This is a genomic window from Ralstonia sp. 24A2, from assembly GCF_051783885.1.
Classification (GTDB): domain Bacteria; phylum Pseudomonadota; class Gammaproteobacteria; order Burkholderiales; family Burkholderiaceae; genus Ralstonia.
Map to the genome: position 1 here is coordinate 204,978 of NZ_JBPVZD010000001.1, position 26,782 is coordinate 231,759.

A 26,782-nucleotide genomic window follows, 5' to 3' on the forward strand; every position below is an offset into this window, starting at 1 on the left:
ACGGCGCGGGCGCGCGGTTTATTCCGCCGTGTGTGCAGGTATGTGTAACCGCGCGTTTCACGACCGCGGTGCCCGTCCGGCCGTTAGTGCTCGGGCGCTGTGGGCGGGGCGCCGCATTCGCGTAGGAAGCCGCGCATCAGCATGAACAGGCTGTTCTCGAAGTCCGGGCTGGCGAGCCACTGTTCGTCGTAGGAAAGCGCGCTGCCGATCGCCCCCATGACCGAGCGCGTGAGCACGAAGGCCTGGACGGGCGAGAGCGCCACACGTTGCCCGTCGGCGTCACGCGCGCCGGCTGAAGTCAGGAAGGTTGACACGTGCCCCGGCGTGATCAGCGGGTTGCGCCCGCGCGCGATGGCCTGTTCGAGCACGATGCGGCGCGCGCGATGCCGGCCGCCGAATGCACCCAGCAAGGTGCGCACGGCCAGCCGCAGCCGGGCATCGGGCGACAGCGCGTCGGGCGCGGTCAGTACCGCCAGCAACTCGGCGGTCAGCCGATCACTCTCGCGCTGCGCCAGTTCATCCAGTACCTGCAGCTTGTCGCCGAAATACTGGTACAGGGTGCCGATGCTGATGCCCGCCGCCTCCGCGATGCGGTTGGTGGTGAGCGCCTCCAGCCCCGCCTGATCGAGGATCTGCAGCGTCGCTTCCAAGATGAGTTCGACCTTCTCGCGCGAGCGGGCCTGGCGCGGTTGGCGTCGCGCAAGTGATTGATCTTTATCGGGTTTGTCTCCGGATTGCGAGGCCATGGAACGCGAGTGGTGAAATGTGAGTCGTGCTCATATTATGGTTGCCAGATCGAAAAACACCTCAGGAGGAGACCGATGTTGTTCAGCCGACGACGCCCCCTCGCGGGCCAACGCCTGCTCGCCTTTGCTGCCGTGAGCCTGTGCGCCAATCTGGCGGCGGCAGCCGCCCAGGACTGGAGTACCGCCGAATCCACGCCATCGCGGGAGACCGTGCTGCACCAGGCCTTCGACTACGCGTTTCCGCTGGTCGCGATGGGGCGCCTGCGTGCCGGTATGCTCGGCACGGATGCCAAGCCCGGGCGCCTTCAGTTGGGCCAGTGGTCGCATCAGCACAAGCTGTCGGGCCCGGAAGATCGCTGGGTGACCACGCCTAACAGCGATACGGCGTACTCCACGCTGTGGCTCGACTTGCGCCAGGGGCCTGTCGCGCTGACGGTGCCGGACATGGCCGGCCGCTACTACTCGCTCGCCTTTCTGGACATGGCGACGAACAATTTCGAGATTCTCGGCCGGCGCGCCAATGGCACGCGCAGCGGCACGTTCGTCATCGTCGGCCCCGATTCAACGCAGCCGCTGCCGCCCAATGTGCAGGTGATCCGCGCACCCGCCAACGATGTGCTTGTGCTGGCCCGCATCCTGGTGAATGGCGAGGCCGACATGCCCGCCGTGACGGCCCTGCAGGATCAGTTCAAGGTCGAACTGATCGGCACCGCCAAGACGCCGCCGCGGTGGCAAGCTGCGCCTTCGGTTGAACAGAGCCCGCGAGCCTTTGTCGACATGGCCAACCTGATGCTGGCGCGCAACCCTGCACCGCGCTATGAAGATGCGCTGATGCAGCGCCTCGCATCGGTCGGCATCTGCGGCGCCGCATGCCAGTGGGAGGCGCTGTCGCCGGAGGTCAAGGCGCTGTGGACGAAGCAGTTGCCGGCCATGCTGGCCTCGCTCAAGGGCGGGCTGTCGGCGGCCGGCCCCAAGAACGATGGCTGGTCGTACTCGAAGGCCGATCTTGGCGACTTCGGCACCGACTATGCCTACCGCGCACAAGTCGCGCTGGGCGGCCTGCTCGCGCTCAAGACAGTCGAGGCCATGTACCCGATCACGTTTGTCGACCAGCAACAGGGGCGGCTTTCGGGCGCGCACCGCTATCGGCTGCATTTGCCGGCGGGGGCACTGCCGGTCAATGCGTTCTGGTCGCTGTCGATGTACGAGGTGGAGCCGGACGGCAAGCTGTTCTTCACGGCCAACCCGATCGCGCGCTATGCCATTGGCGATCGCACCGCCGGTCTCAAGGTGGGCGCAGATGGCGCGATCGATCTCTTGATCCAGCGTGATGCACCGGCCGATCCTGCCCAGCACGCCAACTGGCTGCCGGCGCCCGCCGGTGATTTCGCCCTGGTGCTGCGCGCCTACGAACCGAAAGCCGAGCTACGCGATGGGCGTGCGCGGGTGCCGGCAGTGGAGCGGTTGGACTGAACCTGCTGCCGTTGGGCTGAAGGCGTCAATGCGCGGTGGTGGCAGTCTGAGTCTGCTTGCGCAAGCGCTTGGTGGCGTACATTGCGCGGTCGGCCTGATCGAGCAGGGCGGTGATCTCGGTGCCGTCTTCCGGCATGATCGCAACCCCCACGCTCACGCGCAGGTCCAGCGACTGGCCTTCAAACGCATACGGTTGCTGCACCTCTTCGATCAGGCGCTCGCATTGGGTTTGCGCGTCGCCTCGTGCATCGATGCCCGGCAGGATGACGGCAAATTCGTCGCCGCCCACGCGTGCCACGGTGTCGGAGCGGCGCGCGCTGCGGCTCATGCGCTGCGCGGTCTCGCGGATGGCTGCATCGCCGGCGCGATGGCCGTAGCGGTCGTTGATGGTCTTGAGGTTGTCCATGTCGACGTTGAGCACGCCGAGCGCGCCTTGCGCACGCTGCGCGAGGTGGATCGACTGGCGCAGGCGGTCGTAGAACAGCGCGCGGTTGGGCAGATCGGTCAGCGCATCATGCGTGGCGCGCAGGTAGAGCTGGTCGCGCTCGGCATTGGCGGCATGGAACATGGCCGCGGCAATCAGTTCGGACATCAACTCCAGCACGCCGACATCGCGCGCGGTGAACGCGCCCACCTCGGGCGCCACCAGCTTGAGCACGCCCACCGTCGTGTCCAGATGCTTGAGCGGCGTCACCACCATGGAGCGCAGGCCCACGCGGCGGCACGCTTCGCGGTCGACGCGCGGGTCGATCTCGGAATCTTCGCAGCGCAGGATGTCGCCGGTCTGCACGCACAGGCCTGACAGACTGCCCTTGCGCGCCAGGCGCAGGCCCAGCAGCGAGTCGGTCAGCCCCGACGTGGCGCGGTAGACCATCTCTTCGCCTTCGGCCAGTTCCAGCACCGCACCGGTCGCGCAGGTCAGGTGCTGCGCCCGCTCGGTGACGAGCGCCATGATGGCCCCCAGGTCCGTGCCGAGCTTGGCGATTTCGGACTGCGCCCGCACGATCTCGATAAGGGTCGCAGGGTCCTGCAGATTGGGGTGATCAAGGGTCGACATAAGGCGGTGAAGCGGGACGTTCGAGCTGCAAATTTTAGCGTGGTCGACCGAATTGCGTAGATCAAATTACCGTTGCTGGACTACGGGGATTAGGGCATTCGGATGCCCTGTATTGGTGCGTGCAAGCGACGATGCGGCAGGGCTCGTTGCCTTGGGAAATCAATGGGATGCGCGGAGGGTTGGCCGTATGAGTCGCCATCGTCTTGCCTTGCGGATGTCCCACAAGAACGGCCACGCACGGCATCATGAACAGCAGCGAGTAATGCGCGCAGTACGTCGGGTTGCGCCGGAAACGTTTGGCGCTGCGCGCGCCCCAACGCGGGCGTATCTCATGCGGTTGCATGCACATCAGAGCAAAGAAAATTTCATGCTTGCGCGCCCAGGTCATCTCCTAGGCTAGGACTGCCATTGCGCAGTCCCCGCGCAGTGCGCGCCGGATCCACACATAACAATCACGGCAACGCACTGTGCACGCGAGTGCAGTCATCGGGGTACCTCCCCGAACTGCAGCGTGCGAACCAGCGCGCCCCCGACCTGACTGCGCCGTTCATTCCGCTGCCTGCGTTGTGTTTGCGCGCCGCAGGTTTCGCGGCACATCCATGAAGGAGATGAACGCACCCGATTCCAGATTCAGCGCCAAAGGAACAATGACCAATATCCTGGGGAGGAGCTATGTCACTGCGTTCCGGAGTTCAGCAAGCTTTGTGTGGTGCGGCGTTGTTGGCCGCGTTGGGCGTTGCGCAGACGGCTGCGGCACAAGCTGTGCCGACCGATGCCGCTGGCGGATGTCCGATCTCACCAGCCACTGTCGCGAGCTTTTTCCAGAGCGGTACCGTCACGCTCAACGGTGTGGTCAAGCCCGCCGACAGCACCGTGCCGCTCGCGCCCAACTGCGGCTTCTTCCAGTGGACCGAGCAGATGTTCCTGTGGCTGACGTCGCCCGCGCCGGCCACGTACGGCGGCGGCAGCCACGTCATGTTCTCGCCGCAGTTCTACACGGTCAGCCCAGAAGACAGCAGCGGGCGCCGCAACTTCATCCCCAACTCGCCGGGGCGGCCGATCAATATGTTCCTGCGTGCAATGGAACTGGGCCCGCATGGCCTGCCGATCGTCATGGCGCGCACCGGGCAGATCGTGGAAGTGCCACACGAGAAACCAGGGCAGAAGCCGCCGTCGATCCGCCTGGCCAACGGCAGGCTGATTCCGGGCACGCAAATCCAGAACGCGCGCAAGACGGAACAGGGCACGCTGGAGCTGCTCGATGCGCGCGGCAAGCTGCTGGCGCCGAAGGTGCTCAAGCTGGCGCCGATCGTGCGCCAGCGCGCGTTGCTCTCAGCGGACCGGCCGGTGCCGGTGGTGCCGATGAAGGCGTTCACTTCTGCCATCCAGGCACGCAAGCTGATCATCAAGGGCTTCCCGATCTTTATCGACCCGGCGGGCAACGTGATCGACGTTGAGCCTGGTCAGGCAGACAGCGGCGTGCTGATCTCGCAGAACGGGTCGCTGATCTACTACATCATCGCCGTGAATGATGTCTTTGCCTTCCACCGCACGATGCAGGGCGCAGCGGTGATCCCGCCCAATACCAACATCGCGTTCCCAACCTCGATGGCCGATGTGAATGCCGTGATCAGCTTTGCGGCCAGCAAGGGCCACACGATCCAGGACCCGAAGGCCCTGGCCATCGAGACCAAGTCGAGCTGGATGGATGCAAGCAAGGTGCCCAACCCGAACGACTACGTCCAGGTCGAAGCCGTGGTCCCGACGTTCGACAAGAGCAACCCGAACAGCTGGGTGCCCAATGGGCAGACGACCCTGAAGCTGGTCATGCTGGGCCTGCACGTGGTGGGCTCGACCAGCGGGCACGGCGAGATGGTGTGGGGCACGTTTGAGCACGAAGGCAATGCACCGAACGCAACGTACGCCTACAACTCGACCAGCGGCATGAAGACGGTCACGCAGGACACCTCTGGCAACTGGCTGTTCACGCCCAGCGGGTCGAGCGGTCCGTTCAACGCCACCAACAACAGTTGGACGGGCACTGCCATTACCGGCACGCCAGTTGGCCCGTCGCCAGTGCTGCGCGCCAAGCCGTGGGGCTCGAACGATGGCGGCAGCCCTGCCAATGCGGCCGGCTTGAACACGCAGGTGATTTCGGCCAACGCCAGCGTGATCTCGCAGTTGAACGCGGCAGACGTGCGCCGGCAGTACTTCCAGTTGGGGACGACGTGGACGATTGGCGGCGCACCGCCCAACGGGGGTAACGAGGTCGGTACGAACCATCTTGCCAACGCAACGATGGAAACCTTCGCACAGGGCGCGACGCCATCCGCCCCGAGCGCCAACTGCTTCTCGTGCCATACGACCAACAAGGTGCCGGTGAGCCATGTCTACCCGAGGCTGACCCCGCTGCCGTAGTTGGCAATGCCGCAGCGAGACGCGGGGCATCGACGGGTGACGCCGTTGATGTCCCGTCAGGCCGCTGGTTGATCAAGGCCGCGCCAGTGCTTCCATGGCAACGGCCAGGTGGCCTATACCAGTGCGAATCACCTGACCGTTGCCACCTGCTACCTGGCGGGCCGGGGCGGCGTCGATGTCGAACTGGCCGCGGCGGGGTGTCGCCAGATGACCACGCAGATTCCGTCTTTCGGCATCGCGCCGTATGTGCTGGTGCGCTCCAACCTGGTGTGCACCACCACGCGCGCATTCGTGAGCCACGATGCGGCGCTGTTGCCGCTGTGCGTGGAGCCGCTGCCGGAGCACAAGTAGGTGTCGAGCCGCAGCAAGGCAGCGGCGCCGAGGTTTTCCGAGACCCGTATCAGGGTTGATGAAGCCGCAAATGTTGGGAGCACCTGATGACCGCACCCCCGCCCGATGAAACAGGATGTACGTTGCCTTTCGGATACCCCTCTCGTTCCGGATAACGCACGGGCCGGTTTTGTCCTATGTGCAGGACGGCTTTTTGACATCGGTCCACAAACAAAATTAACTCGTCCTGCGGTGCGTGCAATGCGGCCGCAACACTCTCTCGCTCTGGTGTGCACCGATTCCGCATATCAGACAGGTAGACGATTTGTGATGACTTACATCCAAGTAGAGGTCGATCGTCATGTCCATCAGTCAGTCATTTTTGTCTTCCCCCAGGTACGGCTACGCGATCGCAGTTGCGACGACGCAGCAAAGCATCAATGCCACGATGAAGGCGTACCTCAGTACGCTGTCGCAGCCGCTCGTGGAAATTTGCTATGTGGCCGATGGGGCCGGTAACCCGACGCCGATTCCTTATCAGGAACTGCTGCAGAGGGCGCACGGCTCCGATCCGTTCAAGGTGCCAGCGGGCGCAGACCCGAACACCAACCCTGATCTCATCAACCTGAAGAACGCGCGCTTCATGGTCGGATTCAAGGCGCGGATCGGGCTGCCCCCCGGGTTGAAACCACTTGAGGTTCCGGACGTTGTCACGTTCGGGCTGAGCACGACCAACGTGACGTTCAGCCTGATGTGCTCCGAGTTTCTGGTGGTGAGTCTGAACCCGGGTGGTGGATACGACCCCGCAAGCTGGCTGAGCGAATCGCAGCCAAGCGGCAAGCCGTGGATCTTTCAGTCGCAAGTCAATCTCCAGCAATTGACGGTCGGCAGCGACAAGTACAACACCTTGCCGCCGGCTGTTCGCGAGGCCATCAGCGGTTATCACGCCGGTACGTTTGGGGTGCAGCAACTGCTGTTCGACCTGGATAACGCGGCGCTGCAAACCGTTCCGAAAATCGTGGGTGTCAACCCTGGCTCGACCCTGTACACGGTGTTGCTGCGGGACTTCATCGGGGTGTACTTCGACCAGTGTCAGAAAGACGGGCAGCCCGTGCTCGGGTGCACGGTCACCCGCATCGGCCCCGACCGGTCCACGTTCAAGGTCACGAACGTCCAGATGCAGGTCGGCCCCTATGTCGATGGCAACGGCCAGATCATTCAGAACCCGACGCGCGAACAGCAGAACCTTGCCACGCTGAACTACCTCTGCACGATTGAGGACGAAACCCCGCCGCCGCCAGTGCCGTTCTCATGGAACTGGCTTGGCGCCGGCGAAGGCGTGGACGGCGTGGTGGCCCTGAACCGCAACAAGTTCGCCCGCTACGTTCGGGATCAGGTCTATATGAACGCCAGCAGATGCTGTTTCCAGCCGCGTGTGCGCGTCTGGGTGGATGGCCTGTACGTCTGGTACCAATGGGGTTTGACGGGTTATCAGTCGCCAACTGTGGAGTTTCCGGCCGATGGCGAGACGGTGCTGAAGATGAGTTACACCGCGTCTGCGCAGGACGAGGCCGGGCTCAATGGCGCCCTGGGCGAGATGAAGCTCAATCCGATGTACACGCTTGAGGCCAAGTTTGTCGGCAACACGATCGTCGTCACGCAGAACCTGAAGATCTACTTGTACGCCAGGGTGCTGGCGACCGGTGACGGCGGCAACGTAGTCAACATCAAGATTACCAATACCTACACGCTGTACGTTGATGCCACAGGCAATCTGAAGGCAAAGATGGCGTCCACGCGCGAGGACCACTCCGAGAGCCCGGGAGTGAATGGTTTCCTCGATTTCTTTACCGATCTGAACAAGCTGATCGAGAACGTCAAGCAATGGGCGCAATCCTTGGCCGGTGTCACCTTCAGCGATCTTCCGCTGATGACTGCACACGCCTTCGTCTTCCCGGGCGGCAATACCTTCGCCTACAAGGACGTGGTGTTCTCTGAGCATCAGGACCTCGTGTCGCGTGTCACCTATGCCGATCCGACCAGGCTGCACCTGAGCACGCTGGCCCGCATGGAGGCGCCGTTGGCACGCGCGCGCCTCGTCGAAGGCACAGAGGAAGCCGAGGCCGCACTGCTGTAGCGATGTGACATGCCCTTGCGGCGAGCCCGTGCGCGCTGTCTCTGCGCGGAGCTCGCCACGTTCCAACGTGGAAACGCGCAATCAAGGATTCCGCCATGAAGATCGATTTCTCTACTGAACTGATGACCAATCAGCATCACGCTGTGGTCATGGCGCCTCAAGAGCGCTTTGAGGTGTTGCAGACCCAGCAAGCCCACGGCCTGATCTTTTCGATCGGGACCGATCGCACGCTGTATCTGACTCGGGAAATACCCGGCTCGCGTGCCGGGTGGCGTAAGGTGGACGAGTCGGCTTCCATTGCGCCGCTGTTCGGCGGCCGCACATGCAAGGCGAAGCTGTTCGATGTTTCCCAGAGCCTGTCGATCGGAACCGTGGACATTGCGATGGCGGTCACGATTGACGATGCCGATCATCTCGTGCTCTCTCTCGGCAACCCGAATCAAGACAGCTCCTGGGAGACGCCACTCGCCTGGGTGTCAGTCCCGTTTGATGCGCCGTCCGGTAGTCGGTCGAATCTGGTCATCACCGGCATCTACTTGGCGCAGGACAAGACGGACAACTACATCGTGGTCGACATCCTGAAAGATCCGTCCAGTCCGGTGAAGACCATCGAGCGCTACTTCATTGATCCGGCGCCGCCGCCTTCGGGTCATCACTGGAACAAGCACGACCTGGCGGTATCGCTCGAGGCTGGGCACCTGAACAGCGCCCTGGGGCGCAAGGCGGCGCAGTTGGTGGACGGCATCTACACGCTGGGCACGCTGGTCGATACGACCGAATTGATCTACAGCCAGATCTACAATCCATTCGGTGGCAACCCGCTCGTATCGCGCTTTCCACTTCCGGCAGGCACCAACGGTACGGAGTGCGCCTTCGCGCTCGGCGCCAACACCAGCGGAACAACCGACCTCTACGTAGCGGCAACGGGCGGTTTGTACTATCTCGCGGCCGACGCCCAGCACGACCTCGCCACGCCGTCGTTGATTGCGCGGGATGCGTTGCTTAACGGCGTGACGGAACTGCACGTGGATACGAACAATCAGGAGATCGTCGTCTGGGGGTTGAACCGGGCGGGCAACGTCTTCTGCCTGCGCAACACGGTGGGCAATCAGAAGTCCCCCGGCACGTGGTCCACTCCGATACCGATTCTTGCCAACGTACTGCGTGTGTCGACGCTGCTCAACCGGTCGGTGGGTGGCAGCGTGGTGTTTGCGCATACGAACGACAATCGGCTCTTCGAGCTGATCGAAGACCCCACCACCACGCTGTGGTCGCAGCGTGAGATCGTGTTGCCGCCGACAGACCCGAAGGACATGCTGACCGTCAAGACCTACACGACGCACGTGCAGATCACCGATGACAGCAACTTGTCACTGCCCAACCAGACCGTGGCATTCAAGGCCGGTGCCCCGTGCAATGTCTATATCAACAATGAATACCGGGTGTTGTCCGATACGGTCCCAATCGAGATCAAGACCGATGCAGGCGGGACGCTGACAATCGTCCAGCAAGTGGACACGCTCGGCGTGGTCGGTTATCACCTGGAGGCCGGCAACCTGGCCGTCACCATCGATCCCATGTCGCGAGCCATGGATAAGCTCAAGAAGGTCCAGTCCGGCCAGGACCTCGACGTGTCGATCCCCAACGACAAAGGCCAGAAGCGCCCGCTGGTGGGGCCGGACATCTCCAGGGAGCAGAAGGACAACACGGCCAGGAGCATCGCGCAATTCGTTCACTTGACGCCAACCTTGCCGCCCGATGGCTCGTCGCGCAGCAAAGTCACCAAGCTGGCCTCGCGCCCCCGAGCGTTCGACGCCAGCCGGGATCGCATCTTCGGCATGTCCTTCAACAAGGAAACCAGCACGTATTTCGACAGCGTGGCCGACGCGGCAAAGGCCGGCATTGTATGGAACGACGGGGTCCTGTCCGTCTTCAGTCCCACGCTGGACATTCGTGACGTGGAGAACGCCATCACGGCTGCGGCCGGCGACATCTTCAGCTGGATACGTCATGCCCTCGACAAGGTCACCCAGTTTTTCGTGACCGTCATCGACGGCGTGGCAACGTTTTTCATCGAGATCGGCAACGCCCTCTACAAGTTCATCATCGACACCGTTCGCGACGTGGCAAACGGCATCAACTTTGTGCTGGCCAAGATCAAGGTCGCGCTGGACGACTTGATCGCCTGGCTGGGCTTCCTGTTCGAGTGGCCCGACATTGTGCGGACACACCGTGTGCTGAAGACGCTGATGAAGTGCTACGTCAGGCATGCGATCCATGGTCTTGCCGATACCAAGGAGGTCATTCGAAACGCTTTCACCACGATCGAGAACGAGATCAACGCGTGGGCGCACCTTCCGCCGATTCCTACGACGGCGAGTTCGGCGGCAAGCCACGCCAATGTGACGCTTGGGCAGAACGACCCGCAGTCCAACTGGGGTACGTATCACCTCAATGCCAATGCAGCAAGCGCAGTCACCGCTTGGGACAAGTCCGTTCCGGAGCAAGGCACGCTGGAGCGGTTGCTCAATGAGGTGCTGGCGGTGCTGGAGCGAGAAAAGGACGTCTTCGCGCGCGCGATTTTCCTGCTGCAAACCGAGGTCATCGACAAGATCCGGACCCTGCCGATCAGCCAGGTCCTGACCAAGGTGGTTGCCATCGTTCTCGATGCGTTGCTGGAGACCATCGAGAACGTGATGATTACCACCATCGACATCTTCGAGATCCTGGTCGAAGGTGTGCTGGAAGTGCTGGATTCGCCGATCGACGTGCCGATCATCTCGCAGGCCTACAAGGCTGCGACCGGAGATCAATTGACGGCGTTGGATGCGATGTGCCTGGTTGCCGCCATTCCTGTCACGTTGCTGTACAAGATCGCGGAAGGAAAGACGCCTTATCCGGACGATGAATTCACGCGCAAGTTGATCGCCGCCAAGGATTTCACCGCTATCCAGTCGCTGTTTGCGTCGCATGCGCAAGCCGATCTTCTGCAGTCGAGCAGCGCGCTCACCACGCTGACCAAGGTTTGCTACTACCTGGCCATTCCCGGGGCTGTCGTGCTGCTGTTCACCACGCCATTCAGGACGCAATTCCCCAACAACTGGCCGATCGCCATCATCGGAAGCGTGGCGTATCTCTTCTACGTCGCGCCCAACCTGCCTGGCATCATCGGCGACAACAACAAGAAGTGGTACAACGACGTCAACTTTGCGATCACCGGCATCAGCGTCATCAAGACGCTGGGGGATATCGGTCTTTGCAAGTACGACGAGAGCGCACCGAGCAATCCGCGCTGCCTGACGCTCTGGAACAAGGGATCGCCGTTTGTCGAGTGCCTCATCAACGCCTTGTGGTTTGCCCCGGTGATTGGCGCGATCATCGACAGTCAGAAGGCGGAAGCGGACGTTGTTCTCTGCATCGCCGACAGCGCCTTCAATATCGGCGGGATGATGGCGCTGCCAATGAGCGCGAAAGACCCCAAGATCTTCGGTGCGGGGTTTGTTGGGTTCATTGCGGGCGACGTGATCTACGGCTTCTTGAACTACATTCTTGCGCAGATCACCACGGCCACCGCGGAGCGTGAAAGCCTCGCGATTGCATGACAAATCGAGCACCGTGTTTGGTGTGTCGCCCCCGCGAAGGCGGGGGGGGCCTGTGACGGTGTCCTAGGGGCATCTGCTGCATGGTGCGCACATGAACCGCACAAGAAATTGTGCGGTGCAATATTTCCCCGGCTGAAAGTATGGCGAGGAATGCCCGAGTCAAAGGGCTTGCAGGGGAGAGGGCGCAATCTCCAGCTTGGTTACTTTCAGTCTCTTTTGCTGCGCCGAAGCTAGGCCTCGCGAAGTCCAAGCAATCTCCCGCGTCACAAGTTAAAATCTATCGGACCCCAAAAGCCGATTGATTGCCATGACGCTAACCGAACTCAAATATATCGTCGCCGTTGCGCGGGAACGCCACTTTGGCCGTGCCGCCGAGGCCTGCTTCGTTTCGCAGCCGACGCTGTCGGTCGCCATCAAGAAGCTGGAGGACGAGCTGGCCGTGCAGATCTTCGAGCGCGGCGCGTCAGAGGTGAGCGTCACGCCGGTGGGTGAGCAGATCGTCACGCAGGCCCAGCGCGTGCTGGAGCAGACCATGGCGATCCGCGAGATTGCCAAGCAGGGCATGGACCCGCTCGCCGGACCGTTGCGCCTGGGGGTGATCTACACCATTGGGCCGTACCTGCTGCCGGCGCTGGTCAAGCAGATGATCGACACCGTTCCGCAGATGCCGCTGATGCTGCAGGAGAACTTCACCGTGCGGTTGGTGGAGTTGCTCAAGCAGGGCGAGATCGACTGCGCCATCATGGCCGAGCCGTTTCCGGAAGCCGGGCTGATGACGGTGCCGCTGTACGACGAGCCCTTCGTGGTGGCCGTGCCGCGAGGCCATGACCTGGCCAAGGTGCCGGCGGTGGACCCGGAGGCGCTCAAGCAGCAGACCATGCTGTTGCTGGGTAACGGCCATTGCTTCCGTGACCACGTGCTGGGCGTGTGCCCGGAGCTGTCACGCTTCTCGCAGAACGCCGACGGCATCCAGAAGACGTTCGAGGGGTCGTCGCTGGAGACGATTCGGCATATGGTGGCCAGCGGCGTGGGCATCACGGTGCTGCCGCGCACCTCGGTGCCGAACATGCAGCCGGCTGCCACCGATCTGCTGGCCTACGTGCCGTTCCAGGAGCCGGTGCCGGACCGCCGCGTTGTGCTGGCCTGGCGCAAGAGCTTTACCCGCATCGCTGCCATCGAGGCGGTGGCCAAGGCCGTCGCGCAATGCGATCTGCCGGGCATCAAACCGCTCCCCTTCACGCCGCTCATTCACTGACCTCTGCGCGGGTGATTTCTCGGCAAGGGACCGCAATCGGAAGAACCACCCCCTTGAAGGGGGCCGGTCTCCAGGAACTTGCAGCTAGCGAGCCATGGCCGGCTTGCCAAACAGCGACGGCAGGAAGTCATCCAGGAAAAACAACACCTGAATATTTGCCCCAACACCTCGCGTTGATCCGTGGGTGAAAGGGAGCACCAGTTCTGCTGCCACCTGCCAAGTGTCTTTGACATAAGCGAAGCCCGGGTTGACGGTGCCGCGGGTACGCTGGCCCCGTGGCGAGTCGAACGCGAATTCAACCAAGGGAATCCATTGGTGGAGCGGTTCCTCTTTGGGGAGCACGCCTGGCACAAACCGATCCGTCAGATAGAGCGTGCTGTACTCCAAGGCGAACCCCAGTGCACCGTCGTGACGTTGGCGGTCTTCACGGTGTTGAACTGCCGCGTTGCCGGGTCATAGCTCAAGTTGTCCGACGTTTTGCGGGTTGGCACGGCCACGCTCGCACCCGCTGTGATGCCGAACGGCCGCAACCAAGACCAAGCGTCAGGCAAGGCGCCGAACCCCTGGCCAACGTAGAGGCTGGGGGCGATGGTTGCCGAGGTGCTGGCACCGAGCCGTTTGGCCCCAGTCTGGGGCAGTCCATAGATCAGCGAGGCGGCAACCAGCGTTTCGCTCAAATCGTTCTCATAGAGCCATGTCTTGAGTGTCAGGTCGGAACCCGTGGCGCCGGGCTGGCGTGTGTTGTCCCAATCGCGCCGGATGAAGCCGGTGTCAAAGCCGATCGAGACCTCAGGCGTGAGCAGTCGCGCGAACGAGAGGGTGGCGCCGCGATCGGTGACGTTGCCGCCGTCGTCGGGGTGCTGCACGGCGCCGGCGGTGATCGAGAATTCGTCAGCAACGGCAGGGTCATCGAAATTCAGCGTCCCCGGAAAGAAGCGGTTGCCGGCAATGCCGTGCGCGTGCGGTGGGCTGGAAGCAAACGCAGCAAGCACGAACGCTGCCGCGCAAATGCGGACAGATGCGAAAAGGCGGTACATGATCGAGAGCGAGCCCGCGGTCGTCAGACCGCGAAGGTATTTTCTTGTTGTGGTGGGGCGGATCGCTCGGAGGCAATCTCCGGGGCGGCCGTCAGGCTATTTGGCCGGCAACGAATGAACCTCCACCGTCACGTGCGACAGCGCCTGGAATTGCCGCAGCCGTTGGTGATAAAACTGCGGCCCGCGATGCGCCTGGTGTGTGCCCACCGAGACCACCGCACCCAGGTGCCCGGGTCCAATGCGCCAGACGTGCAGGTCGAGCAGCGTGTCGCCATCGGTTTCCAGGGCAATCTTGATGCGGCCACCGATGTGCTTGTCCGGTGTCATGTCGACCAGGATGCCGCCCGTGTCGCGCATCAATCCATACGCCCAGTTGGCGATGACCAGCGCGCCCACGACCCCTGCAAGCGGGTCCATCCAGAGCCAGCTAAAGGTTTTGGCCAGTAACAGCCCGATGATGGCCAGGACAGAGACGGCGGCGTCGGCCAAGACGTGCACATAGGCCGCACGCATATTGTGGTCGCGATGGTGCGCCCCGTGTCCGTCGGCGTGATCGTGGTCATGCTCTTCGAAGACCACGCTGTATTCCTGGCCGCCGATGCCGAGTACCGCAGTGAAGGCATGCGGCTCTGGAATCTCTGTGGTGGACTCCAGGTAGTTCGCTTTGCGGACCATCAGGAATTCCTGGCGGCTGCCGTCCGGCCGGATGGTGGTCACCGTCGCCACGTCGCTGGGCAGTGGGGCGGTTTCTCCCGCCAGGCGGAAAACTGGCGGCACGCCTTCTTCAAAGATCGACAGCGCGAACACACCCACCGGCGCGTCAATGTGCTGCACTTCCTTGCCGTGCGGATGGGTGTCGCCAAGTCCAGCTGCACCGTGATCATGTCCGTGGGCGTGGCCATGGTGATGATGGTGGCCATGGCTGTGACCATCGTGGTGGCCGCCGCTCAGCAGCCAGGCGCTGACGATATTCACCAGCAGGCCGACCACTGCAATCGGGATCGCCTCACTGAAGTGGATCGGCACCGGCGAGAGGAACCGCGCAACCGCCTCGTAGCCGATCAACAGCGCGATCATCGCCAGGATGATGGCGCTGGTGAAACCGGCCAGGTCGCCGAGCTTGCCCGTACCGAACACGAAGCGCGGGTCGTTCGTGTGACGCCGCGCATACGTATAGGCCAGCGCCGCAATCAGCATGGCGCCTGCGTGCGTCGACATATGCAGCCCATCGGCCACCAGGGCCAGCGAGCCGAACACGCTGCCGCCGATGATCTCGGCGGCCATCATGAGCGTGCACAGCACGATCACGGCCCATGTCTTGCGCTCGTTTTTCTCGTGCCCCGCGCCCAGGAACACGTGGTCATGGCCGATACCGAACGGCGTGTCGTAGAAATTGCTCATGGCGGACTCATTTGAAGTAGCTGTGCACGACCTCGATCAGCTGCTCCTTGGCGCTGCTTTCGGCGTGTTCATGGGCGTCATCCACCTCGGTCAGGTGGGTGCGGATGTGGTCTTCCAGCACGACTGCCAGCAGGCCATTCATGGCGCCACGGCAACTCGTGATCTGCTGCAGGACGGAGACGCAGCCTTGCTCGTCCTCTAGCGCGCGCTCAATCGCATCGAGCTGGCCGCGGATGCGGCGTACACGGTTGAGCAGCTTCTGCTTCTCGCGGATGGTGTGGCTCATCCAGCACCCCTAGAAATATACTATAGGGGGGTATAGTACATAAAATTCGAGTGCGCGTGGTAAGAGCAGCCTTCTCGCCTGCGATCGCAACGTTCGCCAAGCGCCTGTACGCAGAACCAATCAAGCAATAACCGAGATTGCTTGCCATGTGGAGGCGGGTTCCATGATTCGCCTCGTTGCGAGGCAAACCTCCGTGAGGGGTGGCAGAAAGATTGATAACAAAAGCACATCAATCGTTCCGAAAATTGCACTTCTCGTTTGCCTGTCTCCCGGTGAACATTGCCAAAACATAAACGCCGCTCCACGGCGTATTCTTTTTTTGGCTTCCAGGAGACACCTCGATGCACCCCCCGTCCAGCCTTTCGACCGGACAATCAAAGGCCGCTGCGGTCTTCCGCGTCACCGCCGGGAATTTCCTGGAGCAGTTCGACTTCTTCCTGTTCGGTTTCTACGCCACGCAGATCGCCAACGTCTTTTTTCCCACCGAGAGCGAGTTCGCCTCGCTGATGATGACGTTCGCCGTTTTTGGCGCCGGGTTCCTCATGCGGCCGCTGGGCGCGGTCGTGCTGGGTGCGTACATTGACGACGTCGGCCGTCGCAAAGGCCTCATCGTCACGCTGTCCATCATGGCAAGCGGGACCGTGCTGATCGCGTTCGTTCCCGGCTACGCCACGATCGGTCTTCTGGCGCCGGCGCTCGTGCTTCTCGGACGGCTCCTGCAGGGCTTCTCGGCAGGCGCCGAGTTGGGCGGCGTATCGGTCTATCTGGCCGAGATGGCCACGCCGGGCCGCAAGGGCTTTTTCACGAGCTGGCAGTCCGCCAGCCAGCAAGTGGCGATTGTCGTTGCAGCGGGCTTGGGCTTTGCGCTCAACCAATGGCTGAGCGCACCGGCCATTGCCGCATGGGGATGGCGCGTACCATTCTTCGTTGGTTGCATGATCGTGCCGTTCATCTTCTTGTTGCGCCGCAATCTTGAGGAAACGCAGGAGTTCAAGGCACGCAAGCATCGCCCGAGCATGAGGGACGTGTTCAGCACGCTGGTGCAAAACTGGGGCGTTGTCATTGCCGGCATGATGCTGGTGGCGATGACGACCACGAGCTTCTACCTCATCACGGTGTATGCGCCCACCTTCGGCAAGACGGTCCTGCACCTGAGCACGGCCGATAGCCTGCTCGTCACGCTGTGTGTAGGGGTATCGAACTTCGTGTGGCTACCCATCGGCGGTGCGCTCTCTGACAAGATTGGCCGCCGGCCGCTGCTGGTCAGCATGACGGTGCTCACCATTGCGACGGCCTATCCGGCGCTTTCGCTGCTCGCTCACGCGCCGAGCTTCCAGAACATGCTGCTCGTGCTGCTGTGGCTGTCGTTCATGTACGGCATCTACAACGGCGCGATGATCGCCGCACTCACGGAGGTGATGCCAGTGGAGGTACGTGTTGCCGGCTTCTCGCTGGCCTATAGCCTCGCGACGGCGGTGTTTGGCGGCTTTACGCCAGCCATCTCCACGGCGGCCATCCATATGACCGGCGACAAGGCAGCGCCAGGCTATTGGATGAGCTTTGCCGCCGTGTGCGCGCTCTTGGCGACGTTTGCACTCTATCGCCGCCGAACAGTGGCGCTGGCCACGGCGCACTGAAGCACAGCGCGTGCCGCATGTTCATAACCACGTACGAACCCGCACGACCCTCACCATGAAGACTCTGTTTCTCAAACTCTGCGCAGCCGCGCTTGTCGTCACCTCGGCAGTGGCAGCCAACGTCCAGGCGGCCGAACTGCACGTCATGAGCTCCGGTGGCTTTACCGCCGCCTACAAGCTGCTCGGGCCGAAGTTCGCCTCGCAGACAGGCAACACGCTCGACACAGCGCTTGGGCCCTCAATGGGCAAGTCGCCCGAAGCCATTCCGAACCGGCTTGCGCGCGGCGAGCCGGCCGACGCCGTCATCATGGTCGGCTACGCACTCGACGATCTGATCAAGCAAGGCAAGGTCATCCCCGCGTCGCGCGTTGAACTGGCCGACTCGCGCATCGGCATGGTCGTGCGTGAAGGCGCAGCGAAACCTGACATCAGCTCGGTAGAGGGCCTCAAGCAAGTGCTACTGCACGCGAAGTCGATCGCCTACTCAGACAGCGCAAGCGGCGTCTATATCGAGCGCGAGCTGTTCAAGAAGCTCGGCATCGAAGAGCAGGTCAAATCGAAGGCGAAGATGGTTCCGCGCATTCCGGTGGCGTCGGTGGTGGCCAACGGCGAGTACGAAATCGGCTTCCAGCAGGTGAGCGAGCTGCTGCCGGTACCGGGAGCCACCTTTGTCGGCAAGATTCCTGAGTCGCTGCAGTCTGTGACCCGTTTCGCAGCGGGTATTCCCGTCGGCGCGCAGCACCCGAAGGAAGCCAAGGCGCTACTGGATTACCTTGCATCGCCCGAGGTACAGGCCGGCGTGAAATCGACCGGGCTCGATTCTGTGCCGGCACATTGAGGTGGCATCTGCGCGACCGGCAGGCTCACGTCATGCATCGCTTCTTGAGGCGCTGGTCCGCTTCGCTTCAATGATCATCCGGTGAAACTCCTCTGCGGCGGGCGTCAGGGCACGCCCTCGTCGTTTCACGATTCCCACGCGCCGCTTCACCACAGGCTCCACCAGCGGCACGCTTGTGAGGATCGGGTGGTCATGCCCGGGCATAGCCATTGATGGCACCGCAGCAACACCCAGCCCCGCTTCAACCAGCCCCAGCATGGTCGTGACGTGCCGCGTTTCGCAGACGCTCGGCGCACGCGGCGCCACGGCCGACAACGCCTGGTCGAGCAACAGGCGGTTGCCTGACGTCTTGTCCACCGACACGTAGTCGTGCTCGTAAAGCTCGTTCCAAGTCACGCGCTTTTTCCCGGCGAGCGGATGGTCGCGCCGACAGGCAGCGACAAACCGCTCCTGCAGCAGCAGCTTGAACTCGATCTCGGGCTCCTGGCTTCCCATGAAGCTCACCCCAAAGTCAGCCTCGCCGCTGATGACGGCACCAAGCACTTCGTTCGCGCTTGCATCCAGCAGCTTGACCCGGATGCGCGGAAAGCGGCGGTGATAGTTCGCAATGAGGTTCGGCAGAAAGTAGTAAGCCACCGACGGCACGCACGCGATGGTCACGTGACCCAGCCGGCTTGATGAAATATCGCGGATGCCGAGCAGCGCGACGTCGAGATCGTCGAGCAGTTGTTCAGCACTGCGGGCAAACACGCGGCCGACGGTGGTAAGCGTGACGCTGCGCGTGGTGCGCTCGAACAGAGGCACGCCTAGTGCGCCTTCGAGTTTGTCGATGCGGCGACTCAACGCAGGTTGGGAAATGCTGATCGCCTCGGCGGCCTTTCGGAAGTTTCCCAACTCCACTACCGCGCGAAACGCCTGCAAGTCCGTCAAATCAAAGTTGATGCCCACCTGCCAGCTCCTCTTCTTGGATGCTGAACATTCTGCGTGATTTATCACATCGATGACACATGTCAGTGACACACCTCGAGAGGCGCGAAGACATGCTTCGCCCCAGTTTGGTGCTCACTGTTGAAGCCGACCGGGATTGGTGCGAGGCGATTCCGTTGCTATCCCAATGCTGCATTTTCTAGGGGGCCGGTGTTCGGAGAATCAACACGGAGAAGCGCCGCGCTTTGTTAAGGAAGCGCATCAAAGCTGCCAATACGGTGATGACCGTTGACACGCGATGTCACTTATCTCAACAAGATTAGTCACCCCCCCGTTGGTAGGGTGCGTGGCACGGTTCGTGCAGCTTCGCCGACGGTTTGACGACAACAAAAAACGGGAGGGTGTATGAGCAACAAGCAGGTGTCAGAGGCCGCGCTATCGGAAAGCGTGTGTCAAACAGATGGCGTTGAAAATGCCTCACGCCGCCACTTCGTTACGGGACTGGGGGCCTTGCTGCTGGGCGGATGTGGGGGCGAGGGCGATGATGCTGCCGCTGCGGGTGTTACGCCGGCAACGTCGGGAGGGGGCAGTCAAGTGCCCGGCGCCCCGATCAGCAAAGCGCCAGTCGCGCCGCCTGGCGGCACAGTGCAGATCGAGCGTTTCACGCATCCGGGCCTGCTGCATACCGAAGAGGATTTCGCACGCATGCGCACCAAGGTGGGGGCACATGCCTCGCCCTGGATCGATAGCTGGAATGTGCTTGTCGCAAACGGCCACACTCGCCTGACCAACAAGCCGAATCCGCAGGCCGGCATCTATCGTGGCAACGACCCTACGCATGCTCAGAACTACGGTGCCCTCTACCACGACATTGCGGCCGCCTATGGCGATGCGTTGCGCTGGAAGGTGTCGGGCGACAGGCAATACGCCGATAAGACGGTCGAGTATCTGGATCAGTGGGCGTCTACGCTGACCACCCTTGGCGGTAGTGACGTAGCGCTGGCCGCCGGCATCTACGGCTACGAGTTCGCCAACGCGGCCGAGATCATGCGCAGCTACAGCGGTTGGAGTGCCAGTGGCCTGACGGCATTCCAGTCGATGATGCGCAAGGTCTTCTACCCTGTCAGCCACGCTTTTCTGACGCGTATCGACACCGCCTTGGACACGCACTACTGGGCCAACTGGGGCCTGGCCAACATCGCGTGCGTCCTGGCCATTGGCGTGCTGTGTGACGATGCCGAACTCGTCAACGAGGCCATCACGCATTTCAAGACGGGTGGCAGCAACGGCTGTATCCGGCAAGCCGTGTACTACATGCACCCCGGCAATCTCGGGCAATGGCAGGAAGCCGGTCGCGATCAGGGCCATAGCGTGCTCGGCATTGCATTGATGGGCGCCATTTGCGAGATGGCCTGGAACCAGGGCATCGACTTGTACGGCTATGACAACAACCGCTTCCTTGCCGGCGCGGAATACGTGGCCAAGGCCAACCTGACGCAGGCGGACGGTACGTTCTACGCAGTGCCCTTTGTCACGTACCAGAACAGCGCCGGCGTCATCCAGACGCAGCTCTCGACCGGTGGGCAGGGCGGCGCCCTGGGCCGCCCGTGCTGGGCGCTGGTGGCCAACCATTACATCAACCGGAAAGGCCTGGCGGCGCCTCACACGAAGCGCGCAGCCGACCTGGTGGCGCCGGAGGGCGGTGGCGGCAACTACGGCCCCAACAGCGGCGGCTTCGATCAGCTTGGCTACGGCACACTCACCTGCACGCTGGATCCAGGAACACCCGCTCCGACCCCGAGTGGTCTCACAGGCTATGCCAGCGCCGGCAAGGTCGTGTTGTCGTGGTGGGGCACCAGCAACGCCGCCAGCTACAACATCAAGCGCGCCACGATTGCCGGCGGCCCGTATACCCCCATCCACAGCGGTATCACCGATCTGCTGACCCATACCGATACGCCACCGGCTGCCGGCACGTATTTTTATGTCGTGACAGCGCAAACGATTGCTGGCGAATCCGTGGTCTCCAACGAAGTGAAGGTGATCACCGCGGTGCAGTTGCTCGCGCATCTCACCTTCGATGAGGGCACCGGCACCACTGCGGCCGACAGCTCCGGCAACGGGCGCAACGGCACGCTCAATGGTGCGGCATGGGGCGCCGGGCGTAGCAGCAATGCGGTCTCGCTCAACGGCTCGGGCGCCTACGTGGCCTTGCCCAACGATCTGCTGGTCGATGTGTCCGACTTCACCATCGCCACCTGGGTGTTTTGGAACGGATCGCAAACGTGGGCACGCCTGTTTGACTTCGGAACGGGCTTTCACCGCTACATGATGTTCACGCCGCGCGCGCAGTTGCGCAGCGGTTGGGCCGGCATGCGCTTCGCCATGACGGCCAACGGCCCGGGCGATGGCCCCCCGGAACAGATCATCGATGCCCCTACCGAGCTGCCCAGCAAGCGATGGGTGCACGTGGCCGTCACGCTGTCCGGCTCGACCGGCACGATCTATGTGGACGGCACGTCCGTTAGCACCAACACGGCCATGTTCCAGGCGCCGTTCCGCCTTGGCAGTACCACGCAGAACTGGCTGGGCAAATCGCAATACAGCGCAGACGCAACCTTCAACGGTCTCATCGACGACTTCCGCATCTACCGCGGCGCGCTCAGCGCTGCGCAGATTGCGTCGCTCATGACGAATTGATGGCCGCAGGCCCGATGGCGGGTCTGGCAATCCGATGCACCTTTTCCTCTAAGGATTTCTCTGATGACCATGTTTTCCCAACGATGGATTGCCGTCGCGGCGACGGCTTGTGTGCTCTTCGGCTGCGGAGGCGGATCGGATAGCGGTCAGGGCAGCAGCACGGCAGGCACAGGGACGCAAGGCGGCGCTGTTGGCGGTGCCACAGGCACGACCAATGGCAGCCAGACCGGCGGAACCAGCGGTGGCAACGCCAGCGGCAGCATGCCCAGCATCAACCCGCAGGGGACCAGCTGGACCAGCGTCAAATGGGGCGGTGGTGGTTATGTCACCGGCCTGATCTACCACCCGACCAACGAGAGCCTGCTGTACGCGCGCACCGACGTCGGCGGCGCCTACCGCTGGAATGCGGACAACGCGACGTGGACGCCCATCACCGACGGCATCGGTTTCGGCGCAGGCGAGGGCGATTTCCACGGCATCGAAAGCCTCGCGCTCGACCCGAACAACGATCAACTCGTCTACATGATGGCCGGCATTACCGTGACGCAGGGTCACAATGGCCGCATCTACATCTCCGGCGACCAGGGCAACACCTGGACACACTATGACGTGCCATTCCCGGTGGGCGGTAACGACAACGGCCGGGGCACGGGTGAGCGCCTGCAAGTCGACCCCAACAATCCCTCGACGCTGTTCTTCGGCTCGCGCACGGCGGGCCTGTGGAAGAGTTCCGATTCGGGCCGCACCTGGGCCCAGGTCACGGGACTGTCCTCCACCACGATCAGCGGCGGCAACTCCCCGATCGGCGTTGAGCAGGTCATCTTCGATACGTCGAGCAAGGGGAGCGGCCAGCCGACCTGGATCCTGTGGGCCACTGTCGCTCCGGACTACGCCAACGCGGCGGGCCTGACCTCGACCCTATACAAGTCCACAAACGGCGGGGCCTCGTGGGCGCCGGTGGCGGTGCCGTCCACGGTGTCCGGTTACTACATCCCGCACGTCGTGCGCACGTCCGACGGCAATTTCTACGTGGTGTTCAACGCGAGTGTCGGTCAGGGCATTGGCGGCCCCAGCTACCTCTACAAGTTCGGGGGGAGCAACAACAGCACCTGGACGCAACTCAAGAGCTCCACCAGCAACGGCTTTGGCGGCCTGTCCGTCTCGGGTCTTGGCGCAAGCGCCCGCATCGCCCTGGGCATGACCGGTTGGAGCGACACCAGCAAGATCATCCAGCTATCGGACGACGGCGGCAGTACGTGGCGCGAAATCGAGGCCGGCATGCCGCATACGGGCCTCGCCACGGGTGGCTGCGCCGGCTGGGTCGAGGGCGTCACGATCGACCCCGCCAATCGCGACCACGTCATGCATGTCCACGGTGGCGGCATCTGTGAAACCATGAACGCCTCGTCGGCCATGCCAACCTGGAGCCCGAAGGTCGACAACCTGGAAGAGACCGTCACCCTGGCCCTCGTCACGGCACCACCGGGCGCGTCGTACAACTTCATCAACAGCGCCGGCGACATCGGCACGTGGGTCAATGCCGACCTCACGACGCGGCCGACGAAAGGCCCCCTGAGCACATGGAGCAGCGGCAATTCGGCCGATATGGCGTGGTCTGATCCGACGTACATCGCTGCCGCTGGCGTAGACAACCCCAACGGCCATGCCACCAAGGGCTTTTGGTCGGGCGACAGTGGCAATACATGGTCGACATTCGCGTCCCTGCCTGCCGGCGCCGCTGCAAGCCAGAGCAACGTGGGCAACCTGGTGGTCCCGTCGCGCAATAACGTGACCTGGGCCCCGCCCGACTCGGTGCCGTCGTACACCACAGACAATGGCGCGAGCTGGACCTCGACCAACCTTCCGGCGTTCACCGCCACCTGGGGCGGCTTCCCTCGCGCCTATCGGCTGGCCGCAGACCGCAAGAATCCGAACAAGGTCTATGCGTACGATTCCGGCGGCGCGTCGTGGAGCTGGCAGCGCGGCAAGGTCTACGTCTCGGTCGACGGTGGCCACACGTTCACGCTGAGCCCGGGCTCCGTCAATGCGAACTTCGCCTGGAATTCCTGGCGGGATACGTCGATGGTGGTGAACCCCAACGCTGAGGGTGACCTCTGGTTGGCCGACGGCACGGCCGTGTACCACTCGTTGGACTCGGGCGCGACGTGGACCAAGCTCAGCGCCTTTGCGCCCGCCAACGGCGCGATGGGCGCCACCGTCCTGGCGTTGGGCAAGGCACAGACCGGTTCGCCGTACTCCGCTGCGGTCTACGTGGAAGGCACGTTGAACGGCGTCTGGGGCATTTACCGCTCCGACGACGGCGGAGCAACGTGGGCACGCTTCAACGACGACGCGCACCAGTTCGGCGACTCCGGCGTGATGGCGGGCGACTGGAACACGTACGGCCGCATTTACGTCAATGGTGCGGCTCGCGGTCTGATCTATAGCAACTGAAATGGATCGACCTATCGACCACTCGGTTACCACTCGAAATCAGGCGGAGAGCGTAGGCAAATATACGAACCGTCAGGTCGGTCAGCGTTGCGATGCCATGGGCGCGCAGCGCGGTAACCGCGCGGGTCGGCAGCCGCAAGTCGATGGCGTCGCTCCCTTGGGGCTCGGGGATGGGCGGCGAACGAAGCGTTTCCAGCGCATGGGCAACCGATTTCGCATGGCGCGTACGCTACGCCGCATCCCAGAGCAAAAGCGCCTCCAAATCCTCTCGATGGCGTTGGTGGGCAAGCTCGGCCAGGCTTCGGCGGATGTGCCCGAGCACACCGCGCGCTGACCTGCTTGCTCCCAGCATGTCGGGACAATAGCGCGCGACCGCTGCGCGCGAGGAGGCGCCCGCGTACCAGGCGCGCACGGCGGCCAAGGACGCGGCGTCCGGCATGGTTAGTGTGACTAGGGCATCGCGCATCGATTGTGGCTTGCATTGAACCCGGGGCGCGTGGACCCATACTCGCGTGCCCTCAGTTTGGCTTAGACGGACCCTGCAAGGATGCAGTTTCGGATGCAAACGTGGCTATATCGCTAAGGCCGCTTATCGCAACAGGCCCCTCTGTGGCGACTGATTCTTCAAGGGATTCGCCCGACTTCTCCCCCACTTGAAATCTGCCCAGCCGGGTAGTATTTTTTATTTCGCTCAGGCAGTCGCTACGTTGCGCACTGCGTGTTTCTGTTTGTTTGCCAGCAGCTTGGCAGGTGGATGGGAGCGCGTCTGGCCCTTCGCCTCCTTGCTGCGTCACAGGAGGATACGACCATGAGTGATCTTCTCTTTGGGACCGACCTCTTCAGCGAACTCGATCGCATGCAAAGGCAGATGGCGAGTTTGTTCGGCGGTTTCCCGTCCAGCATTCGCTCCGGGCGTTTTGGGGCATTTCCACCCGTCAATATCGGATCCACGGACGATTCCATCGAAATCGTCGCGTTCGCTCCGGGCGTCAAGCAGGACAAACTTGACCTGTCAATTGACAAGGGCTTGCTGACCATCAGCGGCGAGCGCGAAGCGACGTATTCGGAGGACGATCCAGAGGCACGGCTGTATGCGCAAGAGCGATTTGCCGGCACATTCCGGCGCGTGGTCGAACTGCCGCAGAGCGCCGACCCCGACAAGGTGCAGGCGCGTTACGCCAACGGCTGCTTGTCGATCAGTGTCGGCAAGCGGGAGTCCTCAAAGCCGCGGGCGATCGCTGTCCAGTAATGCCAGGAGGATGCCATGAACGATACAACCCAAGTCGCTAAGCGTGACCAGAATGCCGTGGCACAACGCGAGGAAGATAGGCCGATGGCAGCGATGACGCTGCTCCCTGCCGTCGACATCATCGAGAACAGCAGTGGCGTCACCCTTTGGGCCGACCTGCCCGGCGTGACCAAGGACAAGCTCGACGTGAACGTTCACGACGGCAACCTGCATATCGAGGCAGAAGCTGTCGTGCCGACACCTGCTGGCCTGCGTGTGCAACACGCGGAAATTCGTCAGCCGCACTTCGCGCGTGCCTTCTCGCTGGGTCCCGACCTTGATACGTCGAAGATCGAGGCGAACCTGCAGGACGGTGTGTTGACGTTGACCATCCCGCGTCGCGACGAAGCGCGTCCGCGCCGCATTGAAGTCACCGGGGCGTGACGCCTCCAAGAGGTCGCTTACTGGGCCGGCAACGGTGGCGTCCGCAAGGCCGCCACCGTGGTTCCTTGGGCAGCAGGGCGGCATTGGAGTGCTGATGCAGCAAGCTGTTGTCTCGCATAGCTCGGAAGTTGCCGGCCTCAGTGACAGGGGAATCGAACTGAAGACGCGTCGAATAGGAGGACAACATGAAAACGGAACTGGGTAAGTGGAACCCGTTCAAGTTCTTGCGCAGGACGTCCGCCGACAAGCCGCCGCGCACAGAGGAATCCAACGCGCCTGCGCCCAGGCACTTGGCGCCAGAGTGGCCGGATGTGTCGCGGTTCTTTTCCGGCGATCCCTGGCGAGCGATGGGCGAATTCCTACACGAACCGATCACGAGCTTCGGCGGCTTGGATCGTTGGTTCGGCGACTTCAGTTCCGCTCGCTTCCAGCCGCGGATCGACGTGGTCGACGATGGCACGGCTCTGAGGATCACCGCAGAGCTGCCAGGGATGGACCGCGAGGAGGTGCAGATGACCATCGAGGATGGGGCGCTGGTGCTGCGAGGCGAGAAGAAACAGGATATTCGGAGCGAGGAAAATGGTTGCTACCGCCTGGAGCGCGCATATGGTGCGTTTATGCGTAGCATCCCGCTGCCGGACGGTCTCGACCTGGACCACGTTGATGCCCGATTCGAACGAGGCCTGCTGACCCTGCGCCTGCCCAAATCCAGCTCACCGCCGCCTTCGGTCAGGAAGATCGAAGTCAAGTGATTGGATCGGCAATTACATGGCGTGGGGCCTATGACCCGGCAGTTTTGTTCTCACCAGGGT

At 62.7% G+C, this 26,782-nt stretch carries 19 protein-coding genes and 1 pseudogene; 14 read left to right on the plus strand and 6 right to left on the minus strand.

What is annotated here, in order from left to right:
* Positions 1-83: 83 nt before the first annotated feature.
* Positions 84-650 carry a TetR/AcrR family transcriptional regulator gene (locus ACS13N_RS00920; protein ID WP_438929930.1) on the minus strand — a complete coding sequence of 189 codons (567 nt, stop codon included), beginning with the start codon at positions 648-650 and terminating at the stop codon, positions 84-86.
* 171 nt (positions 651-821) lie between these two features.
* Here ACS13N_RS00920 and ACS13N_RS00925 point away from each other — a divergent pair, with 171 nt between their 5' ends.
* A complete protein-coding gene (locus tag ACS13N_RS00925) occupies positions 822-2,219 on the plus strand; it encodes a DUF1254 domain-containing protein (RefSeq protein ID WP_438929931.1) in 1,398 nt (465 codons plus the stop codon).
* 25 nt (positions 2,220-2,244) lie between these two features.
* Here the strand turns inward: ACS13N_RS00925 and ACS13N_RS00930 are convergent, their stop codons facing one another.
* Positions 2,245-3,276, minus strand: coding sequence for a diguanylate cyclase domain-containing protein (locus ACS13N_RS00930; protein ID WP_438929932.1), 1,032 nt, complete (start codon positions 3,274-3,276; stop codon positions 2,245-2,247).
* A 672-nt stretch (positions 3,277-3,948) separates the two neighbouring features.
* Here ACS13N_RS00930 and ACS13N_RS00935 point away from each other — a divergent pair.
* From ACS13N_RS00935 to ACS13N_RS00955, 5 genes are all read left to right on the plus strand, one after another.
* Positions 3,949-5,694, plus strand: a complete 1,746-nt coding sequence (locus tag ACS13N_RS00935; RefSeq protein ID WP_438929933.1) for a hypothetical protein — start codon at positions 3,949-3,951, stop codon at positions 5,692-5,694.
* A 108-nt stretch (positions 5,695-5,802) separates the two neighbouring features.
* Positions 5,803-6,045 carry a hypothetical protein gene (locus ACS13N_RS00940; protein WP_438929934.1) on the plus strand — a complete coding sequence of 81 codons (243 nt, stop codon included), beginning with the start codon at positions 5,803-5,805 and terminating at the stop codon, positions 6,043-6,045.
* Between the two features lie 340 nt (positions 6,046-6,385).
* Positions 6,386-8,161 carry a hypothetical protein gene (locus ACS13N_RS00945; protein ID WP_438929935.1) on the plus strand — a complete coding sequence of 592 codons (1,776 nt, stop codon included), beginning with the start codon at positions 6,386-6,388 and terminating at the stop codon, positions 8,159-8,161.
* Between the two features lie 95 nt (positions 8,162-8,256).
* A complete protein-coding gene (locus ACS13N_RS00950) occupies positions 8,257-11,763 on the plus strand; it encodes a hypothetical protein (protein WP_438929936.1) in 3,507 nt (1,168 codons plus the stop codon).
* A 307-nt stretch (positions 11,764-12,070) separates the two neighbouring features.
* The gene (locus ACS13N_RS00955) at positions 12,071-13,018 is read left to right on the plus strand and encodes a LysR substrate-binding domain-containing protein (RefSeq protein ID WP_438929937.1); all 948 of its coding nucleotides are present in this window, start codon (positions 12,071-12,073) and stop codon (positions 13,016-13,018) included.
* A gap of 84 nt (positions 13,019-13,102) precedes the next feature.
* Here ACS13N_RS00955 and ACS13N_RS00960 read toward each other — a convergent pair.
* The 3 genes and pseudogenes from ACS13N_RS00960 to ACS13N_RS00970 form a co-directional block, all read right to left on the minus strand.
* A pseudogene (locus ACS13N_RS00960) lies at positions 13,103-14,055 on the minus strand (hypothetical protein).
* Between the two features lie 96 nt (positions 14,056-14,151).
* Positions 14,152-15,456, minus strand: a complete 1,305-nt coding sequence (dmeF, locus tag ACS13N_RS00965; RefSeq protein ID WP_438929938.1) for a CDF family Co(II)/Ni(II) efflux transporter DmeF — start codon at positions 15,454-15,456, stop codon at positions 14,152-14,154.
* Positions 15,457-15,463: 7 nt separating this feature from the next.
* Positions 15,464-15,742: a metal/formaldehyde-sensitive transcriptional repressor gene (locus tag ACS13N_RS00970; RefSeq protein WP_438929939.1), complete on the minus strand. Its 279-nt coding sequence runs from the start codon at positions 15,740-15,742 to the stop codon at positions 15,464-15,466.
* Between the two features lie 341 nt (positions 15,743-16,083).
* Between ACS13N_RS00970 and ACS13N_RS00975 the strand changes: the two genes are divergently transcribed.
* Together ACS13N_RS00975 and ACS13N_RS00980 are read left to right on the plus strand one after the other, a co-directional pair.
* Positions 16,084-17,379, plus strand: a complete 1,296-nt coding sequence (locus ACS13N_RS00975; RefSeq protein ID WP_438929940.1) for an MFS transporter — start codon at positions 16,084-16,086, stop codon at positions 17,377-17,379.
* A gap of 55 nt (positions 17,380-17,434) precedes the next feature.
* The gene (locus ACS13N_RS00980; RefSeq protein ID WP_438929941.1) at positions 17,435-18,217 is read left to right on the plus strand and encodes a substrate-binding domain-containing protein; all 783 of its coding nucleotides are present in this window, start codon (positions 17,435-17,437) and stop codon (positions 18,215-18,217) included.
* Positions 18,218-18,247: 30 nt separating this feature from the next.
* On the opposite strand, the gene ACS13N_RS00985 is transcribed toward ACS13N_RS00980, so the two are convergent.
* Entirely contained in the window at positions 18,248-19,165 is a 918-nt protein-coding gene (locus ACS13N_RS00985; RefSeq protein WP_438929942.1) for a LysR family transcriptional regulator, read from the minus strand.
* Positions 19,166-19,549: 384 nt separating this feature from the next.
* Between ACS13N_RS00985 and ACS13N_RS00990 the strand changes: the two genes are divergently transcribed.
* The 6 genes from ACS13N_RS00990 (at position 19,550) to ACS13N_RS01015 (ending at position 26,722) form a co-directional block, all read left to right on the plus strand.
* Positions 19,550-21,844 carry a LamG-like jellyroll fold domain-containing protein gene (locus ACS13N_RS00990; RefSeq protein ID WP_438929943.1) on the plus strand — a complete coding sequence of 765 codons (2,295 nt, stop codon included), beginning with the start codon at positions 19,550-19,552 and terminating at the stop codon, positions 21,842-21,844.
* A gap of 63 nt (positions 21,845-21,907) precedes the next feature.
* Complete coding sequence (locus tag ACS13N_RS00995; protein WP_438929944.1) at positions 21,908-24,298, plus strand: dockerin; 2,391 nt, start codon at positions 21,908-21,910, stop codon at positions 24,296-24,298.
* A gap of 1 nt (position 24,299) precedes the next feature.
* Positions 24,300-24,632, plus strand: coding sequence for a hypothetical protein (locus ACS13N_RS01000; protein ID WP_438929945.1), 333 nt, complete (start codon positions 24,300-24,302; stop codon positions 24,630-24,632).
* Between the two features lie 474 nt (positions 24,633-25,106).
* The gene (locus ACS13N_RS01005) at positions 25,107-25,547 is read left to right on the plus strand and encodes an Hsp20/alpha crystallin family protein (RefSeq protein ID WP_438929946.1); all 441 of its coding nucleotides are present in this window, start codon (positions 25,107-25,109) and stop codon (positions 25,545-25,547) included.
* Between the two features lie 15 nt (positions 25,548-25,562).
* Positions 25,563-25,970: an Hsp20/alpha crystallin family protein gene (locus tag ACS13N_RS01010; RefSeq protein WP_438929947.1), complete on the plus strand. Its 408-nt coding sequence runs from the start codon at positions 25,563-25,565 to the stop codon at positions 25,968-25,970.
* 185 nt (positions 25,971-26,155) lie between these two features.
* On the plus strand, positions 26,156-26,722 hold the full coding sequence (locus tag ACS13N_RS01015; protein ID WP_438929948.1) for an Hsp20/alpha crystallin family protein: 567 nt from the start codon (positions 26,156-26,158) through the stop codon (positions 26,720-26,722).
* Positions 26,723-26,782 lie beyond the last annotated feature (60 nt).